Raw genomic sequence first — 7,399 nt, 5'->3', positions numbered from 1 at the left:
CCGGGTGGCGGGAATTCGAATTGAACGGTGAGGGTGAGAGGGGGATGATGTATCTCAAAGCTAATATCTAACTGACAAATAACAATGAGTGTAATCAATCAGGTACTTAGTAAAACGAAGGGAGACAGATGGATCTGGCTGATCGTGATCCTGTTGTCTGTGTGGTCGCTTCTGGCTGTTTATAGTTCTACGGGCACTATTGCGTATAAGAACGACAAGTCGGCAGAGCAATACCTGATTAAGCACCTGGTCATGATTGCCGGAGGTTTGGCACTGATGTATTTTTCACATAAGCTTGACTACAGGTATTATGGAGGTATATCCAAAGTGCTTATGATCCTGACAATTCCTTTGCTGCTGTATACGTTGATCTTCGGGAACCAGGTAAATGAAGCGAATCGTTGGGTAACGATACCGGTCATTAACCAGACGTTTCAAACGTCGGATCTGGCAAAACTTGCCCTGATTACTTTCCTTGCAAGAACGCTAACAAAGAAACAGGAAAGAATAAAGGATGTTAAACAGGCATTCCTGCCTATTATGGGCTCTGTGTCGGCTGTTTTTATATTGATTGCTCTGGCAAACCTCTCTACTGCGCTGATGCTGTTTGGTGTAAGTATCTTATTGCTTATAATCGGAAGGATCAGTATTAAGCAGATACTGATCGTTTGTCTGGCTGGTGCTGTGCTTCTTACGGGAGTAATTTTTTTAGGTCCGAGGCGGAAAACATACGCCTCGCGTATTGAAGCCTATATGCATCCGGAAAAAGCGGATCCTGATAAGTCTTTTCAGGCTAATCAGTCGAAGATTGCCATAGCCACAGGCGGGTTTCTCGGAAAAGGACCGGGTAACAGTACTCAAAGAAATTTTCTGCCACACCCATATTCAGATTTTGTATATGCTTTAATTATTGAAGAGTATGGATTGATGGGCGGGATCGTGCTGGTTATTATATACCTGGTGTTTTTGTACCGGTGTATCCTGATAGTTACGGCAAGTCCGAAAGCATTCGGAGCGTTGCTTGCGGCAGGTCTGAGTTTCAGCCTCACTATCCAGGCTTTTGCGAATATGGCTGTTGCCGTGGGGTTAGGCCCGGTTACTGGTGTGCCTCTTCCTCTTGTAAGTATGGGAGGAACATCTATTCTATTTACGAGTGTCGCATTTGGAATTATATTAAGTGTAAGCCGGGATATTGAAGAAAAGAAAAATGGCGGAGACCCGGATGAAAAGAAGGTGGTAGTGGGAGAGATTCCGGCAGTGGGTTAGACGGGCGTATAATACTGATTAAATTAAATCTATATAGAGGAACCGAAAGCTCATCGCTGGCGCGATAGCCGGAGGTTTAGGCAAATTGAATATGGCAAAGCGAGTAATCATAAGCGGCGGGGGTACAGGAGGGCATATTTTCCCTGCTATCTCCATCGCGAACGCGTTGAAACGAATTGATCCTGAGACAGAGATCCTGTTTGTGGGAGCGAACGGCCGGATGGAAATGGAAAAAGTGCCGCAGGCAGGCTACGACATCGTCGGACTGAACATCGCCGGGTTTCAGCGCAACTCGCTTTTAAAGAATTTAATGCTGCCGTTTAAGATTCTCATCAGCTTAAGCAAAGCGAAGTTGATTATAAAAGAATTCAATCCCGATGTAGCTGTAGGGGTGGGAGGTTATGCTTCAGGACCGTTGCTGCATATGGCTGGGAAAATGAACATACCTTATTTGATCCAGGAGCAGAATTCGTATGCCGGGATGACTAATAAAAGGCTCGGGGGGAAGGCGGAGCGGATCTGTGTGGCATTTGAGGATATGGAGAGATTTTTTCCAAAGGAAAAGCTCCTGATGACAGGAAACCCTATACGAAAAGAGGCTGTCGATATAGAAGGGAAGCAGAAGGAAGGTTTAGCTTCATTTGGGTTGTCTGCCGGGAAGAAAACAGTTCTGGTTACCGGCGGAAGTCTCGGTGCCCGGACTTTAAATAAAAGCATGCTTGCAGGCTTGTATAAATTCATGTCAGCAGATGTTCAGGTGATATGGCAGACCGGCAAATATTCCTATCAGTCGGTAAAAGATGAAGTCGGTGATGCGGAAGGTCCTAATCTGTGTGTTACCGAATTTCTTAACCGGATGGATCTTGCTTATGCTGCTGCTGATGTGATCGTTGCAAGAGCGGGTGCCGGAACAATAGCAGAACTCTGCGTGGTAAAGAAACCGGTGATCCTGGTGCCTTCACCAAATGTTGCGGAAGACCATCAAACAAAGAATGCACTAGCCCTGGTGAAAGCCGGAGCTGCTGTTTTGGTGGAGGATGACAGGGCAGAGAAGGAACTGACGGATATTGTTCTGAACCTGGTAAACGATGAGAGCAGGTGTGAAGAGTTGTCCAGGCAAATAGGAAAAATGGCGCAGCCTGATGCGGATATGGTGATCGCACAGGAGGTGCTCAAGATAGCAAAGTAAAACAGGAGTAGATAAAATGCAGCTGGAGAGTATTAAACAGGTTTACCTCGTAGGGATCGGTGGCATCGGAATGAGTGCCCTTGCCCGGTATTTTCATAAACGGGGGTGCCTGGTGAGTGGTTATGACCGGACTCCCACTGAACTAACTACAGAGCTGCAGGCAGAAGGAATTCATATTTCCTTTACCGACAGCATCGAATCCATTCCTCCTGTTTTTAGCTTGGCAGCCGATTCGCTGTTAGTTATTTACACCCCGGCTATTCCTAAAGATTCGCCTATTCTCAATTACTTCAGATCTGCCGGGTTCAGTGTGAAGAAGCGTTCGGAAGTTCTTGGAATCATCAGCGGTGGAATGTTTACGATTGCTGTTGCCGGTACTCATGGGAAGACTACTACATCTACTCTCATCGCTCACATATTAAAGCATACGCAGTATGATTGTACAGCTTTCCTTGGTGGGATATCTTCCAATTATAATACGAATATACTGCTCGGAAATAACGGGGTTGTTGTTGTGGAAGCAGATGAATATGACCGTTCTTTTCTGACGCTGCATCCCGATATAGCCGTTGTTACATCCATGGATGCGGATCATCTGGATATTTACGGAAACGCGGACAGCGTTGTTGAATCATTTACAATGTTCGCAGGCCAGCTCAAGAACGGGGGCAGCCTGATCTGCAGAAAGGGACTTCCTATGGAGAACGGACTTTCTTATTCCGCCAGAGAAAAAGCTGATGTCTATGCAGAGAATATCCGGGTAGAAAACGGCTGTTTTAAGTTTGATTTCAGGAGCGGCTCTATAGCAATAACGGGTGTGACCATGCAGCTGCCAGGACTTCATAATATAGAAAATGCGGTGGCCGCGATCCAGACGTCCTTGCTTTTGTCGATTCCAGCGGATAAAGTAAAGGCAGCTGTTGAAGAATTCAAAGGTGTAAAAAGGCGTTTTGAATTTATTGTTAAAAAGAAAGAAGTTGTTTACATAGACGATTATGCGCATCATCCGGAAGAGTTACGAGCGTGTATATCTGCCGCTAAAACACTTTACCCGGAGAAGAGACTGACTCTGTTATTTCAGCCGCATCTATACTCCAGGACAAGAGACTTTGCTGATGGCTTTGCTGAAGTATTAGACGAAGTTGACGAACTGGTGCTGCTTGATATTTATCCCGCAAGGGAGTTACCGATTGCGGGAGTCAGTTCAGCGATCATTTACGATAAGATAAATCATGCAGATAAAAGACAATGCAGAAAAGAAGAGGTTTTAGGCTTGGTAGCAGCGTTACGCCCTGAATTGCTTATAACAGCAGGAGCAGGAGATATTGACACATTGGTTGAACCTTTAAAGGAACTTCTGTCAAATGCTTAAAAAGATAAACTGGAAGGCGGTATTATTTGTATTTACATGGCTTGTCTGCCTGGCCGGACTGGGCGTGCTGATGAGTTTTATAGATTCAAAAAAGTCTGAATTAAAGTGCAGCGACGTTAAGGTGATTATTCCGGGCACTTCCAGTTTTATTGACAGGAAGGAGGTCAACCGGATCCTTGACAAACATGCAGGACCGCTGGTTGGAAGATTCCTCTATGAGATTAATATTCACCGGATAGAAAAGGTACTAAAAGAGAATCCGTATATAAGAAAGGCGAGGGTGTATGCGGATATGGATGGTGTAGTGCACATTGAGATTGAGCAAAGAGAACCGTTGCTTCGGGTTATTAATTATACCAATCAGAACTTTTACATAGATAATGATGGTTTTAAAATCCCCGCTTCTGCCAGTTATACTCCCCATGTGCTTGTTGTTAATGGGTTTGTGATGGAGCATTTTTCCGGCAGGACTGACACTCTGAAAACAGAGATGGCGAAGGATTTGTACAGGGCAGCATTGTACATACAGAGTGATTCGCTCTGGAAGGAACAGATAGAGCAGATGTATGTGAATGAACAGAAGGAAATTGAACTGGTGCCAAGGGTTGGAAATCATAAGATCCTTCTGGGGAATGCAGACTCGCTCGACATAAGGCTGCGAAACTTGTTGATTTTTTATAAAAAAGCAATCCCTTCTGTGGGTTGGGATGCCTATAAGACCATTAATATTAAATATGCAAATCAGATTATTTGTGAGAAGAACATGATTGACAGTAACCATAATACGGCACCGGTTGCTGAGATTTCGCCAGTAGACAGCTTAGAAAATATTACGAATAATAAAAAAATAAAACCTTAAGTTATGGAAAAAGGTACTTCTACGTCATCGAAAGGTTCCCCTATAGTAGTAGGTTTGGATATAGGGACTACCAAAATTTGTGTGATAGTTGGCCGGAGAAGCGGACATGGTAAGATAGAAATACTGGGGATTGGGAAAGCAGAATCTTCGGGAGTAACGCGGGGGGTTGTATCTAATATACAGAAAACCGTGCAGGGGATCTTGCAGGCAGCTGAGGAGGCTAGTGCCCAGTCGAATGTTGATATCAAGATCGTCAACGTCGGGATTGCGGGCCAACACATCAAAAGCCTTCAGCACAGAGGGATTTTTACCCGGAAAGATCTGCAGAACGAGATCCAGAGAAAAGATATCGAAAAGCTGATCGAGGATATGTATAAACTGGTGATGCCGCCGGGAGAGGAGATTATCCATGTCCTTCCGCAGGAGTTCACGGTGGATAATGAGCCGGGTATTAAGGATCCTATCGGTATGGCTGGTGTAAGGCTCGAAGCTAATTTTCATATTATTTCAGGGCATGTGAGCGCCGTTAAGAATATTCTTAAATGCGTCCGTAATGCCAACCTGGAAACTCAGGAACTTATCCTTGAACCATTGGCATCTTCGGAGTCGGTATTGAGTGAAGAAGAGAAAGAGGCAGGTGTCGTACTGGTCGACATAGGTGGCGGTACCACGGATATTGCGATATTTCATGAAGGTATCATCCGCCATACCGCAGTCATTCCTTTCGGAGGGAACAGTGTAACGGAGGATATCCGTGAGGGATGCTCTGTGATGAGAAATCAGGCTGAATTGTTGAAAACCCGCTTTGGATCGGCTCTTGCAGACGAAAATAAAGAAAACGAGATTATCTGTGTGCCAGGCCTCAGAGGGCGCGAACCAAAGGAAATCTCAGTAAAAAATCTTGCTTATGTAATCCAGGCAAGGATGGAGGAGGTTATAGAGCACGTGTATTATGAAATTAAGGCCTCGGGCTATGAAAAGCGTCTGATCGCCGGAATCGTAATAACAGGAGGGGGTGCCCAGCTGAAACACCTGCCGCAGCTGGTGGAATATGTAACAGGACTGGACTGCCGCGTGGGGTATCCGAATGAGCATCTGGCAAAGAATGAGGTGCTACCTAAGAATATTTATGACGACCTGAAGAGTCCGCTTTATGCAACTGGTATAGGTTTATTAATAAAAGGTATCTGCAAGGCTGAGGAGATGGAAGAAATTATGAAGCAGCCGGGTGTTTACGTAGAAAAGCCACAGCAGGAAAAGGCCAAAAAGAGCTTCGGTTTGTTTGAAAAACTCTTACAAACGGGAGCCCGGTTCATTAAAGATGATATTAAAGATGAAGATTATATTAAGTGATTTTTCCACATTAAAAGAGTTTTCCACATTCTTAACAAATGTGGAAAACTAATGTGTAAAAATAGTTAATATTACAATAGTAAAAATGTATCATCACTTCAAATCTACTTGATTGACTAATAACGATATGCAGTTTGAAATGTTAAAAGAGAAATCATCAATTATCAAAGTAATTGGTGTCGGCGGCGGCGGTGGTAATGCCGTGAATCATATGTACAGGCAGGGAATTACCGGTGTTGACTTCATAATCTGTAATACCGATGCACAGGCTTTGGAGTTAAGTCCGATTCCGAATAAGGTCCAGTTGGGTGCCAGTCTGACAGAAGGGATGGGTGCCGGGTCTATGCCTGAGGTAGGAAAGAATTCTGCTATCGAAAATATAGAGGACATTAAAAGGATGCTGGGAAGTACCACCAAAATGCTGTTTATAACGGCAGGAATGGGAGGTGGTACAGGTACTGGTGCGAGCCCGATCATCGCTAAGGCGGCGAAAGAGCTCGATATACTGACTGTTGGAATTATAACGACTCCTTTTTCTTTTGAAGGTAAACGCCGTAAGATGCAGGCAGAAGAGGGACTTGAAGAATTAAAGAAGTATGTAGATTCATACCTTGTAATTTCGAATGACCGTCTTCGTGAGATCTTCGGAAATCTTACGTTAAGCGCTGCCTTCGCCCAGGCAGACGATATACTGACAACGGCAGCGAAAGGTATTGCGGAGATCATTACGATCCCCGGATATATAAATGTTGACTTTAAAGATGTGCGCACTGTTATGAATAATAGTGGTGTAGCAATCATGGGAAGTTATTCTGCAGAAGGGGAGAATCGTGCTCTTCGTGCAGTAGAGGGAGCTCTCGCATCACCATTGCTTAAGGATAACGAAATTGAAGGTGCCCGGTATATTCTGCTGAATATCAGTTCAGGATCTAAAGAGGTCTCAATGGATGAGGTGAGCATTATCACAGATTACATTCAGGAGGAAGCCGGACTTGCGGCAGACCTGATATGGGGTAACTGTATAGATGAGTCACTTGATGATAAATTGTCGGTCACTATTATTGCTACCGGTTTCCAGACTAAAGAAGAGCGGGATATAGAGAAGAATAACCAGAAAAAGGTTTCGATGCTGACACCCGAGAACGCGCCCATGGTGAGGCCTGTGAATGCTTTCATCCAGCCGGACCCTGAACCAACGAATCCCGGTCCTGAGCCTGAGCAGCCAAAATATTCTGCACAAGTGCAGGCTGATCTGTTTGGTGGGCTGTTCGCTAAGAAATCAGAAGAAAAGAAAGCTGCAGAATCTAAAATTATCAGGCATACCCTGCATGATGAAGAACCTCCGCAACAGGAACCGACT

The 7,399-nt window shown here is 44.7% G+C and carries 6 protein-coding genes; all 6 read left to right on the top strand.

The annotated features are described in order from the left end of the window. Positions 1-84 precede the first annotated feature (84 nt). Entirely contained in the window at positions 85-1,266 is a 1,182-nt protein-coding gene (locus DDR33_RS15585) for an FtsW/RodA/SpoVE family cell cycle protein (protein ID WP_202913756.1), read from the top strand. A 91-nt stretch (positions 1,267-1,357) separates the two neighbouring features. Further along, positions 1,358-2,455 (top strand): undecaprenyldiphospho-muramoylpentapeptide beta-N-acetylglucosaminyltransferase, encoded by a 1,098-nt coding sequence (gene murG / locus DDR33_RS15580; protein WP_109416725.1) that lies wholly within the window; start codon positions 1,358-1,360, stop codon positions 2,453-2,455. A gap of 16 nt (positions 2,456-2,471) precedes the next feature. Continuing rightward, positions 2,472-3,827, top strand: a complete 1,356-nt coding sequence (gene murC, locus DDR33_RS15575; protein WP_109416724.1) for a UDP-N-acetylmuramate--L-alanine ligase — start codon at positions 2,472-2,474, stop codon at positions 3,825-3,827. Continuing rightward, positions 3,820-4,686, top strand: a complete 867-nt coding sequence (locus DDR33_RS15570) for a cell division protein FtsQ/DivIB (protein ID WP_202913755.1) — start codon at positions 3,820-3,822, stop codon at positions 4,684-4,686. Before murC ends, DDR33_RS15570 begins: the two co-directional genes overlap by 8 nt. A 3-nt stretch (positions 4,687-4,689) precedes the next feature. Next, positions 4,690-6,039 carry a cell division protein FtsA gene (gene ftsA, locus DDR33_RS15565; RefSeq protein WP_109416723.1) on the top strand — a complete coding sequence of 450 codons (1,350 nt, stop codon included), beginning with the start codon at positions 4,690-4,692 and terminating at the stop codon, positions 6,037-6,039. A 127-nt stretch (positions 6,040-6,166) separates the two neighbouring features. After that, the coding region (gene ftsZ, locus DDR33_RS15560; protein ID WP_238387824.1) for a cell division protein FtsZ at positions 6,167-7,399 on the top strand (1,233 nt) is incomplete at its 3' end.

Source organism: Pararcticibacter amylolyticus (genome assembly GCF_003130405.1).
Lineage (GTDB): Bacteria > Bacteroidota > Bacteroidia > Sphingobacteriales > Sphingobacteriaceae > Arcticibacter > Arcticibacter amylolyticus.
Note: the sequence above shows the minus strand (reverse complement) of the source record. Positions and strands in the feature narration are given on the sequence as shown.